Source organism: Paenibacillus tuaregi (assembly GCF_900086655.1).
GTDB lineage: Bacteria > Bacillota > Bacilli > Paenibacillales > Paenibacillaceae > Fontibacillus > Fontibacillus tuaregi.
The window spans coordinates 3,704,139-3,726,650 of the sequence record NZ_LT575476.1 but is presented as its reverse complement, the minus strand read 5'-3'; the positions used below and the strand labels follow the sequence as shown (position 1 = coordinate 3,726,650).

Annotated in this window: 24 protein-coding genes; all 24 read left to right on the top strand. The window is 48.9% G+C overall.

Features of this window, described 5'->3' with window-relative positions:
• The first annotated feature begins 14 nt into the window (after window positions 1-14).
• The 24 genes from sucD to BN6628_RS16535 all read left to right on the top strand — a co-directional run bounded on the left by sucD (window position 15) and on the right by BN6628_RS16535 (window position 22,511).
• Window positions 15-944, top strand: coding sequence for a succinate--CoA ligase subunit alpha (gene sucD, locus BN6628_RS16650; RefSeq protein ID WP_068619372.1), 930 nt, complete (start codon window positions 15-17; stop codon window positions 942-944).
• A gap of 174 nt (window positions 945-1,118) precedes the next feature.
• The gene (gene dprA, locus BN6628_RS16645; RefSeq protein ID WP_068619370.1) at window positions 1,119-2,213 is read left to right on the top strand and encodes a DNA-processing protein DprA; all 1,095 of its coding nucleotides are present in this window, start codon (window positions 1,119-1,121) and stop codon (window positions 2,211-2,213) included.
• A 172-nt stretch (window positions 2,214-2,385) separates the two neighbouring features.
• Window positions 2,386-4,485 (top strand): type I DNA topoisomerase, encoded by a 2,100-nt coding sequence (gene topA, locus BN6628_RS16640; RefSeq protein ID WP_068619368.1) that lies wholly within the window; start codon window positions 2,386-2,388, stop codon window positions 4,483-4,485.
• 46 nt (window positions 4,486-4,531) lie between these two features.
• The gene (trmFO, locus tag BN6628_RS16635) at window positions 4,532-5,857 is read left to right on the top strand and encodes a methylenetetrahydrofolate--tRNA-(uracil(54)-C(5))-methyltransferase (FADH(2)-oxidizing) TrmFO (RefSeq protein ID WP_392397644.1); all 1,326 of its coding nucleotides are present in this window, start codon (window positions 4,532-4,534) and stop codon (window positions 5,855-5,857) included.
• Between the two features lie 98 nt (window positions 5,858-5,955).
• Window positions 5,956-6,498 (top strand): ATP-dependent protease subunit HslV, encoded by a 543-nt coding sequence (hslV, locus tag BN6628_RS16630; protein ID WP_068619363.1) that lies wholly within the window; start codon window positions 5,956-5,958, stop codon window positions 6,496-6,498.
• A 27-nt stretch (window positions 6,499-6,525) separates the two neighbouring features.
• Complete coding sequence (hslU, locus tag BN6628_RS16625; RefSeq protein ID WP_068619361.1) at window positions 6,526-7,935, top strand: ATP-dependent protease ATPase subunit HslU; 1,410 nt, start codon at window positions 6,526-6,528, stop codon at window positions 7,933-7,935.
• 378 nt (window positions 7,936-8,313) lie between these two features.
• The gene (flgB, locus tag BN6628_RS16620) at window positions 8,314-8,724 is read left to right on the top strand and encodes a flagellar basal body rod protein FlgB (protein WP_068619359.1); all 411 of its coding nucleotides are present in this window, start codon (window positions 8,314-8,316) and stop codon (window positions 8,722-8,724) included.
• A gap of 2 nt (window positions 8,725-8,726) precedes the next feature.
• Window positions 8,727-9,179, top strand: a complete 453-nt coding sequence (gene flgC, locus BN6628_RS16615) for a flagellar basal body rod protein FlgC (protein WP_068619357.1) — start codon at window positions 8,727-8,729, stop codon at window positions 9,177-9,179.
• 30 nt (window positions 9,180-9,209) lie between these two features.
• Window positions 9,210-9,518 (top strand): flagellar hook-basal body complex protein FliE, encoded by a 309-nt coding sequence (gene fliE / locus BN6628_RS16610; protein WP_068619356.1) that lies wholly within the window; start codon window positions 9,210-9,212, stop codon window positions 9,516-9,518.
• Window positions 9,519-9,553: 35 nt separating this feature from the next.
• Entirely contained in the window at window positions 9,554-11,146 is a 1,593-nt protein-coding gene (gene fliF, locus BN6628_RS16605; RefSeq protein WP_068619354.1) for a flagellar basal-body MS-ring/collar protein FliF, read from the top strand.
• Between the two features lie 11 nt (window positions 11,147-11,157).
• Window positions 11,158-12,174 (top strand): flagellar motor switch protein FliG, encoded by a 1,017-nt coding sequence (fliG, locus tag BN6628_RS16600; protein ID WP_068619352.1) that lies wholly within the window; start codon window positions 11,158-11,160, stop codon window positions 12,172-12,174.
• The gene (locus BN6628_RS16595; RefSeq protein WP_068619350.1) at window positions 12,167-13,021 is read left to right on the top strand and encodes a FliH/SctL family protein; all 855 of its coding nucleotides are present in this window, start codon (window positions 12,167-12,169) and stop codon (window positions 13,019-13,021) included. The genes fliG and BN6628_RS16595 overlap by 8 nt, the downstream gene beginning before the upstream one ends.
• Window positions 13,008-14,327, top strand: coding sequence for a flagellar protein export ATPase FliI (gene fliI / locus BN6628_RS16590; RefSeq protein WP_068619348.1), 1,320 nt, complete (start codon window positions 13,008-13,010; stop codon window positions 14,325-14,327). The genes BN6628_RS16595 and fliI overlap by 14 nt, the downstream gene beginning before the upstream one ends.
• 9 nt (window positions 14,328-14,336) lie before the next feature.
• A complete protein-coding gene (gene fliJ / locus BN6628_RS16585; protein WP_068619346.1) occupies window positions 14,337-14,774 on the top strand; it encodes a flagellar export protein FliJ in 438 nt (145 codons plus the stop codon).
• A 46-nt stretch (window positions 14,775-14,820) separates the two neighbouring features.
• Window positions 14,821-15,729 carry a MotE family protein gene (locus BN6628_RS16580; RefSeq protein WP_316245823.1) on the top strand — a complete coding sequence of 303 codons (909 nt, stop codon included), beginning with the start codon at window positions 14,821-14,823 and terminating at the stop codon, window positions 15,727-15,729.
• A gap of 47 nt (window positions 15,730-15,776) precedes the next feature.
• The gene (locus BN6628_RS16575; RefSeq protein ID WP_068619342.1) at window positions 15,777-17,255 is read left to right on the top strand and encodes a flagellar hook-length control protein FliK; all 1,479 of its coding nucleotides are present in this window, start codon (window positions 15,777-15,779) and stop codon (window positions 17,253-17,255) included.
• A gap of 36 nt (window positions 17,256-17,291) precedes the next feature.
• Complete coding sequence (locus tag BN6628_RS16570) at window positions 17,292-17,801, top strand: flagellar hook capping FlgD N-terminal domain-containing protein (protein WP_068619339.1); 510 nt, start codon at window positions 17,292-17,294, stop codon at window positions 17,799-17,801.
• Window positions 17,798-18,181 (top strand): TIGR02530 family flagellar biosynthesis protein, encoded by a 384-nt coding sequence (locus BN6628_RS16565; protein WP_068619337.1) that lies wholly within the window; start codon window positions 17,798-17,800, stop codon window positions 18,179-18,181. The genes BN6628_RS16570 and BN6628_RS16565 overlap by 4 nt, the downstream gene beginning before the upstream one ends.
• A gap of 96 nt (window positions 18,182-18,277) precedes the next feature.
• Window positions 18,278-19,093: a flagellar basal body rod protein FlgG gene (gene flgG, locus BN6628_RS16560; protein ID WP_068619335.1), complete on the top strand. Its 816-nt coding sequence runs from the start codon at window positions 18,278-18,280 to the stop codon at window positions 19,091-19,093.
• A 58-nt stretch (window positions 19,094-19,151) separates the two neighbouring features.
• Window positions 19,152-19,376, top strand: coding sequence for a flagellar FlbD family protein (locus BN6628_RS16555; protein ID WP_068619333.1), 225 nt, complete (start codon window positions 19,152-19,154; stop codon window positions 19,374-19,376).
• Window positions 19,373-19,843: a flagellar basal body-associated FliL family protein gene (locus tag BN6628_RS16550; RefSeq protein ID WP_068619331.1), complete on the top strand. Its 471-nt coding sequence runs from the start codon at window positions 19,373-19,375 to the stop codon at window positions 19,841-19,843. The genes BN6628_RS16555 and BN6628_RS16550 overlap by 4 nt, the downstream gene beginning before the upstream one ends.
• Before the next feature lie 38 nt (window positions 19,844-19,881).
• Window positions 19,882-20,880, top strand: coding sequence for a flagellar motor switch protein FliM (gene fliM, locus BN6628_RS16545; RefSeq protein ID WP_068619329.1), 999 nt, complete (start codon window positions 19,882-19,884; stop codon window positions 20,878-20,880).
• A complete protein-coding gene (fliY, locus tag BN6628_RS16540) occupies window positions 20,870-22,120 on the top strand; it encodes a flagellar motor switch phosphatase FliY (protein ID WP_068619326.1) in 1,251 nt (416 codons plus the stop codon). Before fliM ends, fliY begins: the two co-directional genes overlap by 11 nt.
• Before the next feature lie 25 nt (window positions 22,121-22,145).
• Window positions 22,146-22,511 (top strand): response regulator, encoded by a 366-nt coding sequence (locus tag BN6628_RS16535; protein ID WP_068619324.1) that lies wholly within the window; start codon window positions 22,146-22,148, stop codon window positions 22,509-22,511.
• Window position 22,512: the final 1 nt, after the last annotated feature.

The following is a 22,512-nucleotide window of genomic DNA, read 5'->3' as shown; positions in this document are numbered from 1 at the left end:
AGGAGGCTTTGGATATGAGTATTTTGGTCGATAAAAATACAAAAGTTACCACCTCAGGTATTACGGGAGCAACCGGTCTTTACCATACAAGAGGGGGGCTTGAATACGGCACGCAGATGGTCGGCGGCGTAACTCCGGGCAAAGGCGGTACAAGCCTGGATATCACCCTTGAGAATGGCGAGACGGTAACCCTGCCGATCTTCAACTCGATTCGTGAAGCCAAGGCGGCTACAGGAGCAACCGCACACGTGATCTATGTGCCGCCAGCTTATGCCGCAGATTCCATTATGGAAGCTGTGGATGCGGAGATGGAACTGGTCATCTGTATAACAGAAGGTATTCCTGTACTCGATATGGTTAAGGTTAAACGTTACATGGAAGGCAAGAAGACTGTTCTGATCGGACCGAACTGTCCTGGAGTGATTACTCCTGGCGAATGCAAGATCGGAATCATGCCTGGATACATCCATACGCCGGGTCATGTTGGCGTAGTATCCAGAAGCGGGACCTTAACTTATGAAGCCGTTCACCAGCTTACTACCCGCGGGATTGGACAGTCCTCGGCGGTAGGTATCGGTGGTGACCCGGTTAAGGGCTCGGAGTTCATCGATATCCTGTCCCGGTTCAACGAGGATCCGGACACCTATGCTGTAATCATGATCGGTGAAATTGGGGGTACAGCTGAAGAGGAGGCTGCTGAGTGGGTTCGTGACAACATGAAGAAACCAGTTGTCGGATTCATTGGCGGAGTGACCGCGCCTCCAGGCAAACGCATGGGCCATGCGGGTGCGATTATTTCCGGTGGCAAAGGAACGGCCAAAGAGAAGATCGAGAAGCTTGAATCCTGCGGCATCAAGGTGGCTCCAACTCCAGCGGAGATGGGCTCCACTTTGGTCAGTGTTCTTGAAGAGCGCGGGCTTCTCAGCCAGTGCACAACACACTAAGATAAGATTGCCACGCGATATGGTTGAATACCCTGTATAACGGGTCACGAATCATAGAGTTTGGTCTTTTAAGGTAAGCAACCTTTTTCTCCTTCTGGAGAGAGAGGTTGCTTTTTTACATAAATACGAATTATTGGGCTGACTGCTGTGTTTAATAGAAGGAAGGAGCTTAGGATGAAACTAAATAGAAGAAGGATACTGCTTGGACTGCATGAGAGCGCAGGGCTCGGATGGAGAAGTATTGAGAAAATATTATTGGGGAACCAGGATTGGGAGCATGCGGCAGAATTTTCGGCCCGGGATTGGGTTCACTCAGGACTGACGGAAGTACAGGCGAAGCGGATGACAGAAAATTTCACTAACGAATGGATGGAACAAAGAGAGCAGCAGCTGCGTAATAAAGGAATAGACTGGATCACCTGTTTGGATGAAGATTATCCTATGTTAATGAAGGAAAGCAGCAGACCTCCTTGGGTTATGTACTTGCTTGGGCGCAGAGAACTGCTGTCCTCCTTCTCCATAGCCATGGTCGGAACCCGGGTGCCGACTGCTTATGGCCGCAAGGTGGCGGAGCAGCTGGCTGCCGATTTATGTCATAGTGGGGTGACGGTTGTCAGCGGACTGGCAAGAGGAATCGACGGGGTATGCCATGACTCGGCACTCCGCTGCGGAGGTCCGACAATTGCTGTGCTGGGGACTGCGATTGACAAGGCTTACCCTCCCGAGCATAGCGGGTTATACCGGAGAGTTGCGGAGAAGGGGCTGATTGTGTCAGAATATCCTATTGGAACGCCTCCTCATCCGGGATTATTTCCCCAGCGGAACCGCATTATTGCGGGACTTACCCGCGGGACCTTGGTCGTTGAAGCCGATGTCCGGAGTGGATCGCTGATCACTGCTGATGCGGCAATGGAAGCGAACCGGGATGTTTTTGCTGTTCCGGGGCAAATCACCTCGCCGAAGAGCTGCGGAACCTTGAATCTGATTAAGCAGGGGGCCAAAATGGTTACTTCTGCTCAGGATATTCTGGAGGAATACGGCAGAGTGGACCAGTTGAATGTGACGGGCTTAGCTAGTATGAACGAAGGAAACAAGTTGACAGAACCGGAGCAGCGCATATACCATATGTTGGAGCAGGGGAGCGCAAGCTTCGACGCCCTTCTGTTGGCGACAGGCTGGGACTTTGGACTTTTGCACTCAGTTCTGTTATCTTTAATCATAAAAAAACAGGTTGTGCAATTACCTGGTTCAATTTACAAATTAATATAGTTTAGACACAGGTGAGGATTACGTAATTTAACTATATATGGTGTGAACTTAAATAAGATGCACCCACATGGCTCTGCTGAGCCTCTAACTCTTATTTAGTAATGTTACGGAGCTTGTACCCTATGGAATGGATTTAAGTGGTTGTTTATTGTTTTGAGAGGAGGATGAACCTATGGCGGATTCACTTGTTATTGTCGAGTCGCCCGCGAAAGCGAAGACGATCGGCAAGTATTTAGGCAGTAAATATATCGTGAAAGCGTCAATGGGTCATGTTCGGGACTTGCCTAAGAGCCAAATCGGTGTAGAGGTTGAGAATGATTTTAACCCGAAATATATTACGATCCGCGGCAAAGGTTCTATATTGAAGGAACTGAAGGATGCCAGCAAAAAAGTTAAAAATATCTATCTGGCGGCTGACCCCGACCGCGAAGGAGAGGCGATTGCCTGGCATTTGGCGCATGTGCTCGATGTGGATGCATCCAAGAGCTGCAGGGTCGTCTTTAATGAGATTACTAAACAGGCGGTCAAGGATGCCTTTAAGACACCGCGCAAGATTAATATGGATCTGGTCAATGCCCAGCAGGCACGGCGTATTCTCGACCGTCTTGTGGGATATAAGATCAGCCCCTTGCTTTGGAAAAAGGTAAAGAAGGGCTTGTCTGCCGGGCGTGTTCAATCGGTTGCGGTCAAGATTATTCTGGACCGGGAGAATGAAATCTCCGAGTTCGTTCCGGAAGAATACTGGAGCATAACCGCTCTGCTGCAAATAGACGGCACCACCTTTGAAGCGAAATTTCACCGCTTCAAGGGAGAGAAGATGGACCTGTCTAATGAGGATCAGGTCAATGAAGTGCTTCAAAGCATTAAAGGAGCTTCTTTTAAGGTTAGCGAAGTTAAGGAGAAGGAGCGTCTGCGCCATCCTTCGGCACCCTTCACCACCAGCTCCATGCAGCAGGAGGCTGCGAGAAAGCTTAACTTCCGCGCTTCCAAGACCATGTCGGTTGCCCAGCAGCTGTATGAGGGGGTTGAGCTTGGCAAGGAAGGAACCGTTGGTTTAATCACCTATATGCGTACTGACTCGACACGTATAGCGGTTTCCGCCCAGGAAGAGGCCAAGGAATATATTGTAGGTAAGTTTGGCGAACAATTCGTTCCTGAATCACCCCGCCAGTATTCTAAGAAGGCGGCGAATGCGCAAGAAGCGCATGAAGCGATCCGGCCGACATCCGCACTTCGGGATCCAGAGTCTATTAAATCTTTTTTGAGCAGAGATCAATATAGATTATACAAGCTGGTATGGGAACGTTTCATGGCCAGCCAGATGGCTTCGGCTGTTCTGGATACGCTTTCCGTAGATATTGCCGCAGGGGAGGCAACCTTCCGGGCTGTCGGGTCTAAGGTGAGATTCCCCGGGTTTATGAAGGTATATGTGGAAGGCAATGACGACGGAACGACAGATGACGATAAGTTCCTTCCACCACTAAAGTCTGGAGATGATCTTAAGACTGAGAAGATTGAACCTAAGCAGCATTTCACCCAGCCGCCTCCAAGATATACGGAAGCACGCTTGGTGAAGACGCTGGAGGAGCTTGGCATTGGACGTCCAAGTACCTACGCTCCAACACTTGAGACGATCCAGAAGCGCGGTTATGTGGCCATTGAGGACAAGAAGTTCATGCCAACCGAACTCGGTGAGCTCGTTATTGAGCAGATGGAGCAGTTCTTCCCTGAAATCCTTGATGTGGAGTTCACCGCTCATATGGAGGGGGATCTCGACCATGTGGAAGAGGGCGAGGAAGATTGGGTCAGAGTCCTCAGTGAATTCTATGAGTCTTTTGAGAAGAGACTCGAGGTCGCTGAGGAAGAGATGAAGGAGATCGAAATTGAGGATGAGGTATCCGATGAGATCTGTGAGAAGTGTGGGAAGCCGCTCGTCTACAAGCTTGGCAGATTTGGCAAGTTCCTGGCCTGCTCGGGCTTCCCGGATTGCCGGAATACCAAACCGATCGTTAAGGACATCGGGGTAACCTGTCCTAAATGTAAGGAAGGTCATGTTGTGGAACGCCGAAGCAAGAAAGGGCGTGTGTTCTACGGCTGTGACCGTTATCCGGAATGCGATTTCGTCTCCTGGGATAAGCCGTCACCAAAGCCATGTCCAAAATGCGGCTCCATGCTGGTGGAGAAGCGTAACAAGCAGGGGACCAAGCTTCAATGCACGGGTTGCGACTATGTTGAAGCTGTGGAAGACAACGAAGACGAAGCATCCGAGTAACCATACACTTCTCTTAGTGGGTGGCTTGGGAATTATCTAGGAGGTTATGAATTTGACAGATCAGACAAGGGTTACCGTGATTGGAGCCGGTCTTGCAGGCAGCGAAGCAGCCTGGCAGATCGCCAGCCGCGGTGTCCCTGTGACTCTATATGAAATGCGCCCGGTTGTGAAGACACCGGCCCACCATACAGACAAGTTTGCTGAATTGGTGTGCAGTAATTCACTTCGGGCTAATGGCTTGACCAACGCTGTGGGTGTTCTGAAGGAGGAGATGCGCCGTCTGAATTCCCTGGTGCTGAGCTCAGCCGACAAGAATGCGGTTCCCGCGGGCGGCGCGCTTGCGGTAGACCGGGATGGGTTCTCCGGCGATATTACAAGAACTTTGCATGAGCACCCGCTGGTTACAGTCGTGAACGAGGAGCTCAAGGAAATTCCTTCTGAAGGGATTGTGGTGATCGCGACAGGACCGCTGACCTCACCTGCCTTATCCGAGCAGATCAAAGCGTTGACTGGTGAGGAGTATTTCTATTTCTATGACGCTGCGGCTCCTATCGTAGAGAAAGATTCCATTGATATGGATAAGGTATACCTGGCCTCCCGATATGATAAAGGGGAAGCGGCATATCTTAACTGTCCGATGAATGAGCAGGAGTTCGATGCCTTTTATGAGGCCCTGATCTCGGCAGAAGTGGCTCAAGTCAAGGAATTCGAGAAGGAAATCTACTTTGAGGGCTGCATGCCGATTGAGATCATGATGAGACGCGGCAAGCAAACGGCCTTGTTCGGTCCAATGAAGCCGGTTGGTCTGGTTAACCCGCATACCGGGACGCTTCCGCATGCGGTTGTGCAGCTCCGTCAGGATAATGCCGCCGGAACCCTGTACAATCTGGTCGGCTTCCAGACCCATCTGAAATGGGGCGAGCAGAAGCGGGTATTCTCGATGATTCCTGGACTGGAAAATGCAGAGTTTGTCCGCTATGGTGTAATGCACCGCAACACATTTATAAATTCCCCTACTTTGCTGGAGCCGACCTATCAGTCCATGAAGCGGCCTACGCTGTTTTTTGCCGGTCAGATGACTGGGGTGGAGGGTTATGTGGAGTCTGCGGCTTCCGGGCTTGTTGCCGGCATCAACGCGGCCAGAGCGGCACGTGACCAGGAGGGGATTGTATTCCCTGAGGATACAACCCTTGGCAGCATGGCGAGGTATATCACCACCGCTGACTTTAAACATTTTCAGCCGATGAATGCCAATTTTGGTCTATTCCCTAAGCTTGAGGGGAGATACCGGAAGAAGAGCGAGAAGAATGAGGCGCTTGCCCGCCGGGCCCTGAACAGCCTTGAGCAGTTTATAACTAGCCAATCCATATAAATACTATCCGGTTGCCGTCCTAATTCATTAGGACGGTGTATCTGTTTTGCGGTGTTGAAAGTATACATGTACTCATAAAGTAAGATGAGGTGATAACCATGGAAATGTCTTTTCATGCAACTACGATTTGTGCCGTTCGCCATAACGGTCAAGGGGCGATAGCCGGAGATGGCCAGGTTACTTTTGGTGAAAGTGTCATTATGAAACAGACGGCCAAGAAGGTAAGAAGGTTATACCGGGGGCAGGTATTGGCCGGATTTGCCGGTTCCGTGGCGGATGCCATTACGCTATTCGAGAAGTTTGAGGGAAAATTGGAGGAGCATCACGGCAACCTGCAGCGGGCTGCTGTCGAGCTGGCCAAGGACTGGCGTCAGGATAGAGTTCTGCGCAAGCTGGAGGCGTTAATGATTGTGATGGACAAAACCGGTATGCTTCTCATATCCGGAGGTGGAGAGATTATTGAACCGGATGATGACGTGCTTGCAATCGGTTCAGGGGGGAACTTTGCCTTGTCCGCGGCGCGGGCCCTTAAGCGTCACGCTGCGAGTCTGAGCGCTTCGGAGATGGCTAGAGAGTCGCTCAAGGTGGCTTCGGAAATATGTGTGTACACCAATGGTAACATCATCGTCGAAGAACTATAAGAACTTGAAGAGCCGGGAGGGAAATCGATGACAAATCAGGCTTTAACCCCAAGACAGATTGTAGCTGAATTGGATAAGTATATCGTCGGCCAAAAGCAGGCCAAAAAATCGGTGGCGGTCGCTCTGCGCAATCGGTACCGCCGGAGTCTGCTGGGTGAAGATGTCAGGGACGAGATCGTACCCAAAAATATTCTCATGATCGGGCCGACTGGGGTGGGGAAGACAGAGATTGCACGCCGGCTGGCGAAGCTGGTTAATGCGCCTTTTGTCAAAGTGGAAGCCACAAAATTCACCGAGGTTGGTTATGTGGGCCGTGATGTGGAGTCTATGGTGCGTGATTTGATTGAGACGTCCATCCGCATGGTCAAGCAGGAGCGTACAGAGAAAGTCAAAGACAAAGCTGAGGAGCTTGCCAACGAGCGGCTGGTCCAAATTCTGGTGCCGTCTCCGAGCAAGAACAAAAACCAGCGCAATCCGTTTGAGATGCTGTTCGGAAATCAGCAGGGGGGGACGCAGGCGCAAAGCAGCCAGGATGATTCTGAGGTGGAGAGCGGTGTAGCCGAGAAGCGAAGACAGGTGAGATTCAAATTGCTGGCCGGTCAGCTTGAGAATGATACCGTTGAGATCGATGTGGAGGACAATGCGCCTAACATGCTGGATATGTTCGCTGGCCAAGGCAACGACCAGATGGGAATGAACATGCAGGAGATGTTTGGCTCCCTCATGCCAAAACGGACCAAGCGCCGCAAGCTGACCGTTAAGGAAGCTCGTAAAGTCCTCACGCAGGAGGAAGCTAACAAGCTCATCGATCATGATGATGTGGTTCAGGAATCCATCAGCCGTGCGGAACAGTCAGGCATTATCTTCATAGATGAAATCGACAAGGTGGCCAGCCGTGGGCAGGGCTCGGGGCCAGACGTATCCCGTGAAGGGGTACAGCGTGATATTCTGCCAATCGTGGAAGGTTCCACGATTATGACCAAATATGGCCCCGTCAAGACGGATTACGTGCTGTTTATCGCTGCCGGTGCCTTTCATGTCTCCAAGCCTTCGGATCTGATTCCCGAGCTTCAGGGGCGTTTTCCAATCCGGGTAGAGCTCAGCAGCTTGTCCCTGGAGGACTTTGTATCTATACTGACCGAGCCGCAGAATGCGCTTACCAAACAGTATATTGATCTGCTTCGGACCGAGGACATCGAGATTGAGTTCTCCAGCGAAGCGATCCGGGAAATCGCCAGCATTGCGGCTTCAGTGAATGCGAGCACCGAGAATATCGGCGCGAGAAGACTGCATACGATCCTGGAGAAGCTGCTTGAGGACCTGAGCTTTGAAGCTCCGGAACTTACCCTGGATAAAATGGTAATTACCCCGCAATACGTAAATGAAAAGCTAGGGGATATTGCCAAAGACCGAGATTTGAGTCAATATATACTATAGTTCTTTTTTACAAGCAAGTTACCGACCAAGGTCCTGCACTCAGGACTAAAGGGTCGGTTTTTATTTTGCCGAAAAATGAAGGACTAGATATGTCAAAAATTAGCGATAAAGATAGAATTCCGATAAATTATAGCTATTATTATATTAAATTACCAAATTTTTTAAAAAAATAGGGCTTTTTTCTCATTGTATTCTAGGCCATTCTCTACGAAACTTAGGATATATGACATTATTGGATGTTTTGTTATAATAGGCCAATAGAAATAGCAGTAATTCAGATGATTTTGTCGAAAAAAAAGGAAAAATGACGTAGAATATGGTAATAGAATGTGGTAATAGATATACATGAAGATTACATCGATCTGGGGGGACATTAACGTGCAGTTATTAAATGGTGCAGGATTCGAACGATTGGAGGGGGCTCTGAAGGCAGCTAATACTAGACAAAGTGTTGTTGCCAACAACATTGCCAATGTGGATACACCCTACTTCAAAAGATCTGAAGTTTCTTTCGAGAGCTTGCTGCAAAGTCAGATGGAAGACGGTACAATGGTTCTTCGGGGGAGACAGACAGATCCGAAGCATTTTGCAATCGGTCCTGTAAATAATGTGCCTGATGCACTAGTCACCACAGACCAATCGACTTCTATGAACAACAACCTGAACAATGTGGATATTGACTCCGAGATGTCCTCACTCGCTGAGAACCAGCTTAGATATAATGCATACATTGAGCAGCTTAACAGCAGAATCAAAATGATGCGAACTGCCGTGGAAGGGAGAGCTTAAATTTGAAACTTAACAACAGCTTTGGAATTAGTTCTTCAGCACTAACTGCCCAAAGGCTCCGGATGGATGTAATTTCCTCGAATATTGCCAATGCGGAGACCACCCGGGCTCAGGTGGTAAATGGTCAAGCAGTCCCATACCGCCGGAAGATGGTAGTGATGAGTCCCAACGAAACCGAGTTCGGGCAGACGTTGAATACAGCTATGAACGGACAAAGCAAGGTAGGTCAAGGTGTAAAGGTAACCGCCATTCAGGAAGACCAGACAGCATTTAAGCCAGTATATAATCCTTCGAGTCCAGATGCGGATAAAGATGGTTATGTATATATGCCAAATGTGGACGTACTTAAAGAAATGGTAGACATGATCTCGGCAACCCGTTCTTATGAAGCTAACGTGACCGCGCTAAATGCTTCTAAATCCATGGAAACGAAAGCACTGCAGATTGGGAAATAGACAAAATAGAACAGGTTAGGAGAGTGTCACATGATTCAGAATACTGTAGCAAGTGCAATTAAGCCTCTGGAACTAGTCCAACCCCAAGCAAAGTCCACACCGGCTACTCCATCAGAGACGGTCAAGGACTTTGGATCCTTCCTCAAAGACGCCATAGACGGTGTCGCCAATCAAGAACAAAACGCCCAGAAGATGGGAGATAAGTATCTTACAGGCCAAGTCGACGTAGATCAGGTCATGATCGCCTCTGAACAAGCTCTATTGAGTTTACAGCTTACTTCGCAGGTCCGTAACAAGGTGATTGAAGCTTACCAGGAGATTATGCGAACGCAAATGTAATTCAATTTAGCAAAAGTTTCGGATGAGGTGACGATGTGAATGAGAGAATTGCCCAGTACAGAGATAAAATAAGCCAGTACTGGAACCATTTTACCAAAAAACAAAAAATCCTATTAATATCTACCGTTTCCATCATTCTGCTAGCCATCATTCTACTCACGATGCAGTTCTCGAAGACTCAATATGAGGTAGCATTTACTAATCTGGATTCAACGGATGCAGCAGGGATTATTAATTACCTAGAGACAAGTAAAATTCCGTACCAGCTGAGCGCGGATGGCAAGAGTATCTCAGTGCCAAGCACACAGGCTGCCCGTGCCAAAGTGGATGTCGGCTCACAGGGAATTGTGAAGAACGGATCCATCGGCTTCGCCGGGACGTTCGGATCAAGCTCATCTCCGATTGGAATGACGGACAATGAGTTTAATGTAAAGTATAAGACTGCCTTAAACGGTGAAGTCGAACAGCTGCTCACCAACATGCAGGGAGTAAGCGGGGCAAAGGTGTTAATCAACCTTCCTGCCGAAAACGTGTTTGCAAGCCCGGATGAGCAGGAGAAGGCTTCAGCATCTGTAGTGCTGAGTTTCAAACCAGGTTTTCGCCCTGATCAGAGCGCGGTAGACGGTTATTATAACTTGATTAAAACCGCGGTTCCTAATCTGCCGATTGATAATATCACGGTGACCAGCAGTGACGAGAATGAGCTTCTTGCCACAGGAAAAGGCGGTAAGGCGGGCAGCCTGACCGGAGCCGTGCAGGAGAATATGCAGCTTCAGAAGAAATTTGAAAACGATGTGCGCCAAAGCGTCCAACAGTTTCTTTTAAAGCTTACAGGACCTGACAAAGTAAACGTTCTAGTGGCTTCCAAGCTGAATTTCGACCAAGTGAGCCAGAAAGAAAATCTGGTGACTCCGGTAGATACGGAGAACATGAAAGGGATCGAGATCAGTGCTCAGAAGATCCAGAAGAGTTACACAGGTCAAGGCAGCCCCAACGGAGGGGTTGCAGGAACGGGTCAAACAGACGTACCGGCTTATCCTGGAACTTCAAGTTCCTCGAATACCTCATCAGATGAAAGCACATCAACAATCAACTATGAGGTTAACCGAATTAGCAAGGAAATTGTGCAAAGTCCCTATACTGTAAAAGATTTAACCATTAATGTGATGGTTGAACCACCTGCCGGGAAAAATTCTTTGGATACGACTACCCGGGATGCGATCCAAAATGTACTTAAGAATATTGTAGCCTCATATTTGGCTGATTCTGGTATTACTTATACAGACGCTGATTTGATAAAAAAAGTTTCGGTCTTCTCGCAAGCATTTGGTACAGACGCCGCAACAGCCAGTGGTTTAAGCTGGTCAAGCCCGATCGTATGGGGCATAGGTGCAGCTCTTCTTCTCGCCGGAGCAGGAATCGGATACTTAATTTATCGGCGCCGCCGGGCCAATCAGGAAGAAGAGATCGAAGAAGATGTTCCTCTTGCCATGCCAACAGAGTTTCCGTCCATTAATTTGGAATCTGTTACTAACGAAAATCATGTTCGCAAACAACTGGAAACGTTGGCGAAGAAAAAGCCGGATGAGTTCGTCAACCTACTTCGGACCTGGCTGGCTGATGAATAGAGGTGAGCGTAATGTCAAAAACACTTAATCAAGGAATGAACGGGAGACAGAAGGCGGCCTTGCTTCTGATCTCACTGGGACCGGAGGTCTCCGCCCAAATCTTCAAACATCTGCGTGATGATGAAATCGAACAGCTGACTCTCGAAATTGCGAACGTTCGTAACGTTAGCAGTACAGAGAAGGAAATGATCCTTGCTGAGTTCCATCAAATCTGCATGGCTCAGGAATACATCTCCCAAGGTGGTATCAATTACGCCAAAGAGATTCTGGAGAAAGCACTGGGCACACAGAAAGCTTACGATATTATCAACAGACTGACGGCCACGCTGCAGGTAAGACCTTTCGATTTTGCCCGCAAGGCTGAGCCGAACCAGATTTTGAACTTTATACAAAATGAGAACGCTCAAACTATAGCATTAGTTTTATCTTATTTGCAATTTGAACAGGCTGCTGTCATTTTATCTTCTCTACCTCAGGAGAAACAAGCAGAAGTGGCCCGCAGGATCGCTGTGATGGATAGTACTTCACCGGAGGTTATTGCTCAGGTTGAGCGTGTGCTGGAGCAAAAACTGTCGGCAACGGTAACTCAGGATTACACAAGCGCAGGCGGTATCGAATCGATCGTTCAGATTCTGAACGGTGTAGACCGCGGAACCGAGCGGACTATTCTGGATTCTCTGGAAATCCAGGACCCAGAGCTTGCGGAAGAAATCAAGAAGCGGATGTTCGTATTCGAGGACATCGTCAACGTGGACAACCGTTCTATTCAACGTATTATCCGGGATATCGAGAACGCGGATTTGCAGCTTGCGCTTAAAGTGGCAAGTGAAGAGGTTCGGGAAGCTGTATTCCGCAACATGTCGAAGCGGATGTCGGATACGTTTAAGGAAGAAATGGAATATATGGGCCCTGTAAGGCTGCGTGACGTTGAGGAAGCTCAGACCCGAATTGTAGCAACGATCCGCAGACTTGAAGAATCAGGTGAAATCATAATCGCCCGTGGCGGAGGAGATGACATCATTGTCTAATCTGATCAAATCTACTCAGTACGTTCCTGTCGAGATGCTGAAGCAGCTTGATCTATCCAAGCATTACCCGCATCCGGCGGATCAGGATTCCGTGGACAGTCAGCCGTATTCCTATGCGGCTGAGCTGAACCGCCTGAAGAATGAGGAAGCCGAGGAAACCCGCAGAGTAATGCTGAACGATGCCAAGGAATTTGCGGAAAGACAAATTCGGGAAGCGTCGGAGGAAGCGGAGCGGATTCTTGCTGAAGCCAAAGAACAGATTGAGCTTTGGTGGCAGGAACGCAGGGAGCAGGATGAGCATTTGGTCGAGGCTGTGAAGGCAGAAGGATTCAATCAAGGGTATGAGGAAGGCAAGGAACATGCGTTAAGCTCACTTGAGGCGGAAATTAACGGCATGATGGAAGAGGCTCGCAGTGTTCTGGAGCAGGCCTATCAGGCCAAAGAGCAGATCATTCAGGAAGCCGAACCATTCCTCGTCGATCTCAGCACTTCGATTGCCGAGAAGGTCATTGAGAAACAGCTTAGTCTGGAGCCTGATTATATGATGGATCTGATTAGGAGAAGTTTGGCAAGGAAGCGGGATCAGGGCATTCTGACCCTGTGTGTGGCTCCGTCACAGTTCAACTTTATCCAGAGCGCCCGCGAGGAACTGAGTCTTGCGATTGATTCCCAGGCCGAACTGCAGATTCTTCCGGATTCAACGGTGAAGGATCGTGGATGTGTAATCCGCTCCTCATTCGGAAGCATCGACGCAAGAATTGATACCCAGCTCACCGAGATTAAGAAAGAGCTGATGCGGATTTCACTCCAGGGAGATGAGCGGGGACAGCAGCATGAAGAAGCTTAATTCCGACCGGTATATCGAACACTTGAAGCAGTTGGATCCCGTAAGAGTTAACGGGAAGGTAACCCAGGTCATTGGGCTGATGGTTGAGTCTGAAGGCCCTGACGCCAGCATTGGGGATGTTTGTTACATCTATCCGACGAAATCTTCTGTCCCGCTTCAGGCTGAGGTAGTCGGCTTCCGGGACAATAAAGTGCTGCTTATGCCACTTGGGGAACTGCAGTCCATTGGTCCAGGCTGTGATGTGGTAGGGACTGGCAAACCGCTGAGTGTTCAAGTCGGTTCCGAACTGCTGGGAAAAGTGCTGGATGGTCTTGGACAACCGCTTGACGGTTCCATGCTGCCTTCCAGAATGGGTCATTATTCTACGTATAACAAGCCAACCAACCCTCTTAACAAGCCCAGGGTCAAAGATCCGATCAGCATCGGAGTCCGGGCGATCGACGGGCTGCTGACTATAGGCAAAGGACAGCGTGTAGGTATTTTTGCCGGCTCTGGGGTGGGAAAGAGTACCTTGATGGGCATGATTGCGAGAAACACTTCAGCGGATGTCAATGTTATCGCGTTAATTGGAGAACGCGGTCGCGAGGTGCTGGACTTCATTGAACGTGATCTCGGACCGGAGGGTCTGGAAAGGTCCGTGGTGATTGTGGCCACGTCCGACCAGCCTGCTCTGATCCGGATGAAGGGTGCCCTCATTGCAACGACCATCGCTGAGTACTTCCGTGACCGGGGAATGAACGTCATGCTTATGATGGATTCGGTGACCCGGTATGCGATGGCGCTTCGTGAGGTTGGGCTTGCAATCGGCGAGCCTCCGGCGATGCGTGGATACACACCATCCGTTTTTGCGGCGCTGCCGAAGCTGTTGGAGAGAGCGGGAACTGGGCCGACGGGTTCGATTACTGCCTTTTACACGGTTCTGGTCGATGGGGACGATATGAATGAGCCTATCGCTGACGCTGTGCGGGGGATCCTTGACGGGCATATTGTACTCAACCGGAATATTGCGAACAAAGGCCACTTCCCGGCGATTGATATTCTTGCAAGCATCAGTCGGGTGATGAAGGATATCTCTCCTGAGGATCAAATCGAGGCGGCCGACAATCTGAAACGTCTAATGTCGGTCTACAAGGATTCAGAGGACTTGATTAACATCGGTGCTTACCAAAGGGGCTCGAACGCGGAAATCGATGAATCCATTGATGCGATTCAGAGTATATGGGATTTCACCAAACAAAAGGTGCATGAGAAAGTTACGCTTGAGGAATCTGTGGAACGTTTGATTTCAGAATTTGTGGGGAGATGACCGTAAAACATGAATTTCAAGTATATGTATCAGAAAGTGGTCGATTTGAAATCGAATGAGAAGACTCAAGCGGAATGGATGCTGTCCGCAGCGATTGGTGAACTTCAAGCCGAACAGCGCACTTTGGAGCAACTGATGGAAGACAAGGCAAGAGCGAATGAGGCCATGCTGTCGGAAGGCGGATCCTCGATGCTTCGGCTGCAGGAGCTGCAGCGTTATGTGGAGCATTTGGACCGATGCATTAAGAAGAAGCTTGAGGATATCGAAAGTGCTGAGATCAATGTGGAACACAAGAAATCGCAGTTAAGCTCCCGGCTGCTCGACGAGAAGGTGTGGCTCAAGGCAAAAGAAAAAGCGAAAACCGCATTTGAGCAGCAGATCCTGCTCCGGGAACAAAATGAGCTCGACGAGATGGCCACCGTCCGCTTTGCCATGAAAGCCCGGTAAGACGGGCAGACTTGACTCAGGTAAAGGAGGGATAGAGTTGGCAAAAGTGGTAGTAGAAGAAGAGGAGAAGGAATCCGGCGGCAGAGGCTTTGCAAAATTTCTGTTTATCGTTACGCCGATTCTGTTCACTGTGGTTCTGGTTGGAGTTCTGCTGACCCTGTTTAATGTGAACTTTAAGAATGAATTTCTTAGAATCGGCAACAGTATTCCAATTGTGAAGGACTGGATTCCTGATCCGAGCACCAGTGCGAAACAGGCAGAAAGCTCAGAGGAAACAATCAAAGGACTCAAAGAGCAGGTATCCGAGAAGGATGCGAATCTCAAGAAAGCTAACGACGAGGCGAAAGCCCAGGCAGATAAGGTTAAGGAGCTTCAGGCCAAACTGGACGAAGCGAATCAGTCGGTCAGCGATAAAAAGGCCGAAGAGGCTGTTAAGCAGGCCAGTGATTATGACAAAGAAGTGAAAAAGCTGGCTAATCTGTATGGATCTATGAATCCAGGCAAAGCCGCAGCGATTCTAAATAATTTGACAACCGAAGAGACGGTTCAAATGCTTTCGGTCATGAGCAATGAGAGCAAGGCAGCGATCTTGGAGAAGATGGATCCTCAGAAGGCGGCTGATGTCTCCATTCTGCTTAAAGATGTCAAGCCGTCAGAGGACATGGCCATCGCAGCGCTTCAATCGAGATTGAAGAAGGATGCAGCCAATACTACAGACACCACAGCTAAGAGCACAACCGGACTCACGGATGACCAAATCGGCAAGACGTTTGCTGCAATGACACCAGATAGCGCCGCCAAGCTTCTGCTTGAGACGGATAAGACAAGTCCCGATAAGACACTGAAAATTCTCAGATCGGTGGATGATGCTTCCAGATCCAAAATTTTGGGAGCCATGAACGACGCGGATAAGACCCGGGCAGCCAAGATATTGAATAAGCTGTTGACCAAATAACAAATCATCCAAGACATCCAAATTGTTGAAAGGAGGTGAAAAATTACATGAGCTTAATTATGAATTCGTCTATGGGAAATACAGCACCTGCGTCAGCCCAAGGTCAAGCAGTTGGAAAGGCAGCCCAGGCAGCAGGTGGCAGTGATCAACCAGCGCAGGGAGCAGCTCCTACCTTTAATCAGACACTTGTTCAAATGCTGCTTGGAGCCTTAGGCGGACAAGCGGTACCTGTTCAGGCGACCAACACTGCCAGTCCCCAGGGGACGATGTCCTTAGGTACAGATGCCGCTGGACAGAGTGACTCTGAATCTGCGGCGCAGAATACAGGACTGCAAATGCTGTCGGACCTGCTTCAGGGAGTTGATAGTTTGGATGAGGCGATCGCTGCCGATCCATCTATGATGGCTATGCTCCAAGGCTGGCTTCAACAGCTGCAGAGTCTAATCCAGCAGATGGCCTCAGCAGGTGATCAATCAGCCAGTGGGGAATCTGATGCTTCGAATCAGGAACTTCCGGTTATTGCCCAGCATGCGGAAACTTTGCGGTTTGCTGTTCAGGATGGTTTGCAGCAGCTATTTGCGCAGATGCAAATGCAGCCGGAAACCGCCGGTAAAAATCTGCCACAGATCCAGACGCTTCTACAAACTCTTGGCAATGTACTGCCACAGAATTCGGGATTGAAACAGGGAACTGGCACTCAAGCGACAAGCTCATTAACTGGGCCAGCTATAACAGCAGCTGATCTTTCTAAAGTACTCCAAGGTTTAAAGGACCCGGCGAATGCGAACATGCAGGGCCAGACCAGCTCTGATATGGATTCTCAGGCTGCACCTGCTGTTGTCATGAACATGAGCAAGAATGCGGTTCACAAAACGGATAACGTTAATGCTGTGTCAGCTAAGGCGCAAAGTTTGACTTCTGCCGAAGAAGACTCTGCTGCGGAAGGCGTGGATAAAACCACGGATGCCAATGCCGTTGTAACCGCAGGACAGCTGCAGATGAAGGATAGCGGCGTTCAGCTTGCCAAGCCCGTGCAGGCGGCGGTGCATGTAGAGCAATTTGCCAAGGAAATGAGCGGCTTTGTGGTAAACAAGCTGGAGTTTGTGAAGCAGCATGGAATGACCGAAGCGACCATTTCTCTTTTCCCTGAGCATTTGGGTCAGGTTGATGTGAAGATTACGATGCAAAACGGACATTTGATTGCCCAATTTGCAACAGAGCATGCTTTTGCCAAGGATTCGCTGGAACAGCAGATGAATCAGCTTCGCTCCGCGCTTCAAGCTCAAGGCATCCAGGTCGAGAAGCTGGAGGTTACGCAGAACCAGTCTTTATCCTCCCATATGTATCATGATGGAAGACAACCTGGAAGCGGCACGGGCCAGCAGAAGAATAACGGCAAACAGCGTGAAGCCACAGGAGAAGATGCACTTGCTGCTGCAGATATGACCGAAGAGTGGAACGAGTGGATCCGCGAAGTCCGTTCCAAGGAAGAGGATTACGGAAGCTCTTTTGTCGCCAGAGCATAATAAGTCAGCACCCATCACACAGAAAGGAGGCATAACATGGCAGACATCACCCAGACCAATGTAACTTGGCCCAATTATTCCAAGGAAAATGTAGCAAAGGCCGCAACCAAGAACAACCAGACTATGGGCAAGGATCAGTTCCTTAAAATTCTTGTTACCCAGCTTGGCAATCAGGACCCGATGCAGCCTCTTGAGGACAAGGAGTTCATTGCCCAGATGGCGCAATTTACTTCCGTGGAGCAGCTGATGAACATCTCGGGCCAGTTAACCGCCATGAATCAGAATCTTGGCAACTTATCCGGGTTAATCGGTAAAGAGGTAACTTGGCTGGACAGCACTGAAATGGGCGAGTATGACATCGAGACAGGAAAGCCGATCGTCTCCACCACGACGTCCAGCGGGACTGTGGATTCCATCGTGATCCGAGGCGGTGTACAGTACGCTAAGGTTGGCGATAAGGAAGTGGCCATAGACAAAATCACCAAAATCAACAACGCAAAAGAGACGACACCGGCAGCAAATGCCAACGGGTCGGGACAATCATGAATGATCCGATTTCGGTAGGGCGCTTATACCCGGGCAAAATCCCGCCAAGTACGCTGCAGCGAAGCAAACCGGCAACGGGTGGCGGACAGCAGCAGGTATCGTTCCAGAATTTACTGAACGACCAGATTGTGAAGTTCAGCAATCATGCCGTCAAACGGCTGGAACAGCGGGGAATCAAGCTTAAACCTGAACAGTTGGAGCAGATTGGCTCTGCCATTGACAACGCGGCTGCGAAAGGATCGAAAGATTCATTGATTCTTATGAAAGATATGGCGCTGATTGTCAATGTAAATAACAGGACTGTAGTTACGGCCATGGATGGCAGCAGCATGAAAAACAATGTTTTTACACAAATCGATAGTGCCGTGATTATTCAATAGTCAACTGACTTGGCTGGCCCGGATTCGGAAGCCAAGCTAAGCTGCCGATCGACTGAAGCAGCTTACAAGGTCCAACACTTAAGGAGGAATTATTTAATGTTAAGATCCATGTATTCGGGTGTATCAGGTATGCGCGGTTTCCAAACCAAGCTTGATGTGATTGGTAACAATATTGCGAACGTAAATACCGTAGGTTTTAAATCGGGCCGGGTTATGTTCAAAGATATTATGAGCCAGACCGTGTCGGGGGTTACTACTCCAGAAGCTGGAACTAAGGGTGGGGTTAACTCCAAACAAATTGGTCTTGGTACTTCCATCGGTTCAGTGGATACCCTTCATACCGGGGGGAGCGCGATGACCACCAACAACCCGCTTGATATGCGTATTGATGGAGATGGTTTCTTTGCAGTGAAATTAACGGGTTCCCAAACTGATTTCTACCTCACCCGTGCTGGTGACTTTCACCTGGACGCTACCAGAAACCTGGTTACTTCGGACGGTATGCTGGTATGCAATTCAGATGGGGAGCCGATCAAGCTCGAAGATAACACAACTGCATTCACCATCGGGCTGGATGGAACGATTCAGCAGAAGCTGGATGACGGTACCACCAATGGCGATGTCAAAATCGGCGTTGTAAAAGTAACGAATCCAGAAGGGTTGGAGAAAATGGGTGGAAGCTTGTATCGTTACACACCAAATGCGAATGTGGATTTCCCTACCGCAGGTGTAGCTAACGATTCAACTACAGGCACCGGCGCAATTGTAGCCGGACAACTGGAAATGTCCAATGTGGACCTGACTGGTGAGTTCACCGAGATGATCGTCGCTCAGCGCGGCTTCCAGGCTAACTCCCGCATTATTACCACTTCCGATGAAGTGCTGCAGGAAGTAGTTAACCTGAAACGTTAATCTTAAGTACCGGGGGAGGGCACCCCCCTCCTTCGGGAACTTTTTATGGAGGGTCGCCATGATTGCTGTCACACGTTTAAACGGTTCACCCATGTGGCTTAACGCACTGTTGATTGAGACCGTTGAAGAAACCCCCGATACTTATATCACACTGGTTACAGGGAAACGGTTTATCGTATTGGAGAAGTCAGCCGAGATTGTGCAGATGGTGAAGACGTACTACTCGGAAATCGGCATCCATGCGGCAACAATTAAAGTGCAACAAACGGAGGAATTATTATGAAGAAAATGGCGCCATGGATAATCACGATTCTGCTTGCTTTGATTCTGGTCGTGATGGCAGCCTACCTGGTAATGACGATGAACAACAACAAGAACAGCAGCTCGTCAACTAATGCCGCTTCGAAGACTGAAGAGAAGAAGACCTTAAGTGCGGATGAACTCGTTGAAGTGACTAGCACGATGGAGGATGTTAAGACAAATCTTTCAGACCCGAACTATGTTGTAGTCATGAATTTTGCATTTCAAATGAATAATTCCAAGACTAAGGTAGCCTTCGACAAAATTAAAGATTTTAATGCTAAATCCATAATTATCAAAACGCTGGCGGATACGAAGCCGGCTGACCTGACTGGTGCCAAGGGAAAAGACCAGTTGGCTAACAAGCTTATGAATCTGATTAACCAGACACTCCCGGAAGGGAACATAGTTCAAATCGATATTACTAATTTTATTATGACCGCCATCTAGCATATCGATAGAATAGATCCTTAAAGGGGGTGAGATAGTTGGTAGATGTACTGTCCCAGAATGAGATTGACGCCTTGCTTGCAGCACTCTCTTCCGGCGAGATGGATGCAGAAGAACTTAAAAAAGAAGATACGCAGAAGAAGATCAGGGCTTATGATTTCAAAAGAGCCGTCAGGTTCTCCAAAGATCATATTCGCAGCTTAACCAGAATACATGAGAATTTTGCAAGGTACCTTACCACCTATTTCTCCGCCCAGCTAAGAACCTTTGTGCAGATCAATGTTGTTCAGGTCGAACAGCTGCCGTACGACGAGTTCATCCGCTCGATTCCAAAAATGACGATTTTGAACATTTTTGAAGCGGAGCCGCTCGAGGGCAGAATGGTGCTGGAGGTTCATCCCAACGTGGCATTTGCCATGCTGGATAGGCTGCTCGGAGGAATTGGAACGGCTCCTTCCAAAATTGGCAATCTGACAGAAATAGAAACGATCATTATGGAACGGATTTTCAGCAGAGCCTTTGAAAGTCTGCAGGAAGCCTGGAAGACGGTCATTGATATTTCACCGCGAATGGAAGCACTTGAGACCAACCCGCAATTTATGCAAATTGTGTCACCCAATGAGACCATTGCGCTGATCTCGCTGAGCACCAAAATCGGGGATACCTCGGGAATGATTAATCTTTGTATACCTCATGTTGTTATTGAGCCTATCATGCCGAAGCTTTCTGTACACCATTGGTTTGTATCACAGAAGAAATCCCGGGCTCCGGAAGAAGTAGATGCGTTGAAACATCGGGTTAGCAAAGCTGAATTACCGATTATTGCCGAACTAGGGGAGTCTCAGCTGTCCATACGTGAGTTCCTGGGACTTACGGTGGGTGATGTAATCACACTGAACAAACCGGTGCAGGAGGGGCTTTCCATCCGTGTTGGTGAGAGATTGAAGTATATCGGCAGTCCTGGCACACTGAAGGACCGTGTCGCCGTTCAAATTGATGAGATTGTCAATGAAGGAGTTGAAGGTTTTGACGAGTAAAGACTATTTGTCCCAGGAAGAGATCGATGCTCTGCTGAAGCAGGCTGGGCAGGGTGGTTCTGATGAGAAGTCGGTGGACGATTATTTGTCAGCACTTGAACAAGACGCATTAGGCGAGATCGGGAACATCACGTTTGGCAGTGCGGCTACCGCATTATCCACACTGCTAAGCATGAAAGTGGATATTACAACGCCTAAAGTTTCTATTATTACCAGAGAGCGCTTTGAGGCCGAGTTCCCTAAGCCGCATGTGGCTGTCCATGTTAATTATGTGGACGGATTCGAGGGGATTAACTCTTTGGTCATCAAGACCAGAGATGCCCAGGTTATAGCCGATCTTATGCTTGGAGGCAGCGGGAATCCGGCAGATGAAGAGCTTAATGAAATTCATGTGAGTGCCGTGCAAGAAGCGATGAATCAAATGATGGGCTCTTCAGCGACTTCCATGTCAACGATATTCAACCGGTTTGTTAATATTTCGCCGCCGGGTATTGATATATTGGACATAGAAAGTGGAGATGGAGTTAACAGCCTTCCGCCCGATGAGACGCTGATAAAAATATCTTTCCGGCTCACCATCGGAGATTTGATTGATTCGACGATCATGCAGCTTCTTCCGGTACAGTTCGCCAAGGATATGGTTAACAGCCTGATTGGCGGTGGATCATCCGAGTCAGCTCCGGCTAAGAAAGAAAGCGCACCTGCGGCCGAGGCTCCATCCGCACCCGTGAATCAAGCGCCGCCAGCCGCATATCAGCAGCCTGCACCTACAGGCCAGCCGCCAATGCAGCAGCAGCCGGTACAGCCGCCTTATCAGCCGCCGATGCAGCCGCAGCAGGATTATTACCCGGGGCCGCAGTATCCGCAGGACCGTCCTTATGCGGAGCCTCAACATTATGGCGGTGTACCGAACCGGAATTACAATGTGCAGCCTGTTCAATTCTCGAATCTGCAAGCGCCTTCCATGGGACATGTAGACGAAAATAATTTGAACTTACTGATGGACATTCCCCTTAAAGTCACCGTAGAATTAGGAAGGACCCAAAAACAAATAAAGGATATCTTAGAACTTTCACAAGGATCCATTATCGAATTAGACAAGCTGGCTGGTGAACCTGTCGACATCTTGGTGAACAACAAACTAATCGCTAAAGGTGAAGTAGTCGTTATTGATGAGAATTTCGGCGTACGCGTCACAGATATCGTAAGCCAGTGGGACCGCATTCAAAAATTACAATAGAGAAGGTTAGGGAGGATTTAAATCAATGGCAAATCGAATTCTTATCGTGGACGATGCTGCATTTATGCGTATGATGATCAGGGACATCCTGACTAAAAATGGTTTTGAGGTAGTAGGTGAAGCTCAAGATGGCGCTCAAGCCATTGAGAAGTACAAAGAGCTTCGTCCAGACCTGATTACTATGGATATCACGATGCCTGAAATGGACGGGATTGCCGCTCTTAAGGAAATCAAAAAGATGGATGCAGGCGCAAAAGTGATTATGTGCTCCGCGATGGGACAGCAGGCTATGGTTATTGACGCCATTCAGGCCGGCGCCAAAGACTTTATCGTTAAGCCTTTCCAATCCGACCGTGTGGTGGAAGCAATCAACAAAACACTGGGCGTGTAGG

Excerpts from the sequence above, each read along its gene's own strand:
- sucD (WP_068619372.1), top strand. The coding sequence starts at position 15 with ATGAGTATTTTGGTCGATAAAAATACAAAAGTTACCACCTCAGGTATT.
- dprA (WP_068619370.1), top strand. The coding sequence starts at position 1,119 with ATGAAACTAAATAGAAGAAGGATACTGCTTGGACTGCATGAGAGCGCA.
- topA (WP_068619368.1), top strand. The coding sequence starts at position 2,386 with ATGGCGGATTCACTTGTTATTGTCGAGTCGCCCGCGAAAGCGAAGACG.
- trmFO (WP_392397644.1), top strand. The coding sequence starts at position 4,532 with ATGAATTTGACAGATCAGACAAGGGTTACCGTGATTGGAGCCGGTCTT.
- hslV (WP_068619363.1), top strand. The coding sequence starts at position 5,956 with ATGGAAATGTCTTTTCATGCAACTACGATTTGTGCCGTTCGCCATAAC.
- hslU (WP_068619361.1), top strand. The coding sequence starts at position 6,526 with ATGACAAATCAGGCTTTAACCCCAAGACAGATTGTAGCTGAATTGGAT.
- fliE (WP_068619356.1), top strand. The coding sequence starts at position 9,210 with ATGATTCAGAATACTGTAGCAAGTGCAATTAAGCCTCTGGAACTAGTC.
- fliG (WP_068619352.1), top strand. The coding sequence starts at position 11,158 with ATGTCAAAAACACTTAATCAAGGAATGAACGGGAGACAGAAGGCGGCC.
- fliI (WP_068619348.1), top strand. The coding sequence starts at position 13,008 with ATGAAGAAGCTTAATTCCGACCGGTATATCGAACACTTGAAGCAGTTG.
- fliJ (WP_068619346.1), top strand. The coding sequence starts at position 14,337 with ATGAATTTCAAGTATATGTATCAGAAAGTGGTCGATTTGAAATCGAAT.
- BN6628_RS16575 (WP_068619342.1), top strand. The coding sequence starts at position 15,777 with ATGAGCTTAATTATGAATTCGTCTATGGGAAATACAGCACCTGCGTCA.
- BN6628_RS16570 (WP_068619339.1), top strand. The coding sequence starts at position 17,292 with ATGGCAGACATCACCCAGACCAATGTAACTTGGCCCAATTATTCCAAG.
- BN6628_RS16565 (WP_068619337.1), top strand. The coding sequence starts at position 17,798 with ATGAATGATCCGATTTCGGTAGGGCGCTTATACCCGGGCAAAATCCCG.
- flgG (WP_068619335.1), top strand. The coding sequence starts at position 18,278 with ATGTTAAGATCCATGTATTCGGGTGTATCAGGTATGCGCGGTTTCCAA.
- BN6628_RS16555 (WP_068619333.1), top strand. The coding sequence starts at position 19,152 with ATGATTGCTGTCACACGTTTAAACGGTTCACCCATGTGGCTTAACGCA.
- BN6628_RS16550 (WP_068619331.1), top strand. The coding sequence starts at position 19,373 with ATGAAGAAAATGGCGCCATGGATAATCACGATTCTGCTTGCTTTGATT.
- BN6628_RS16535 (WP_068619324.1), top strand. The coding sequence starts at position 22,146 with ATGGCAAATCGAATTCTTATCGTGGACGATGCTGCATTTATGCGTATG.